The organism is Kitasatospora sp. P5_F3 (assembly GCF_054049135.1).
Map to the genome: position 1 here is coordinate 1 of NZ_JBFUMY010000213.1, position 448 is coordinate 448.

Annotated in this window: 1 protein-coding gene; it reads left to right on the forward strand. The window is 67.6% G+C overall.

What is annotated here, in order from left to right:
• The first annotated feature begins 25 nt into the window (after positions 1-25).
• A complete protein-coding gene (locus ACXJMZ_RS37415) occupies positions 26-439 on the forward strand; it encodes a roadblock/LC7 domain-containing protein (RefSeq protein WP_057232378.1) in 414 nt (137 codons plus the stop codon).
• Positions 440-448 lie beyond the last annotated feature (9 nt).

Here is a 448-nt window from a genome sequence, read left to right on the forward strand (position 1 = left end):
CACCAGGAGCGTTGAGTTGAGTCAGATGAGCCAGGCCGCACAGAACCTGAACTGGCTGATCACCAATTTCGTGGACAACACCCCCGGGGTGTCCCACACAGTGGTGGTCTCCGCCGACGGGCTCCTGCTCGCCATGTCCGAAGGCTTCCCCCGCGACCGGGCCGACCAGCTCGCCGCCGTCGCCTCCGGCCTCACCTCCCTCACCTCCGGCGCCAGCCGGATCTTCGAGGGCGGCGACGTCAACCAGACCGTCGTCGAAATGGAACGCGGCTTCCTCTTCCTCATGGCAGTCAGCGACGGCTCCTCCCTCGCCGTCCTCGCCGCCCCCGACTCCGACATCGGACTCGTCGGCTACGAAATGGCCCTCCTCGTCGACCGCGCCGGAGCCGTCCTCACCCCCGCACTCCGCGCAGAACTCCAGGGCAGTCTCCTGCACTGACGGTTCGTC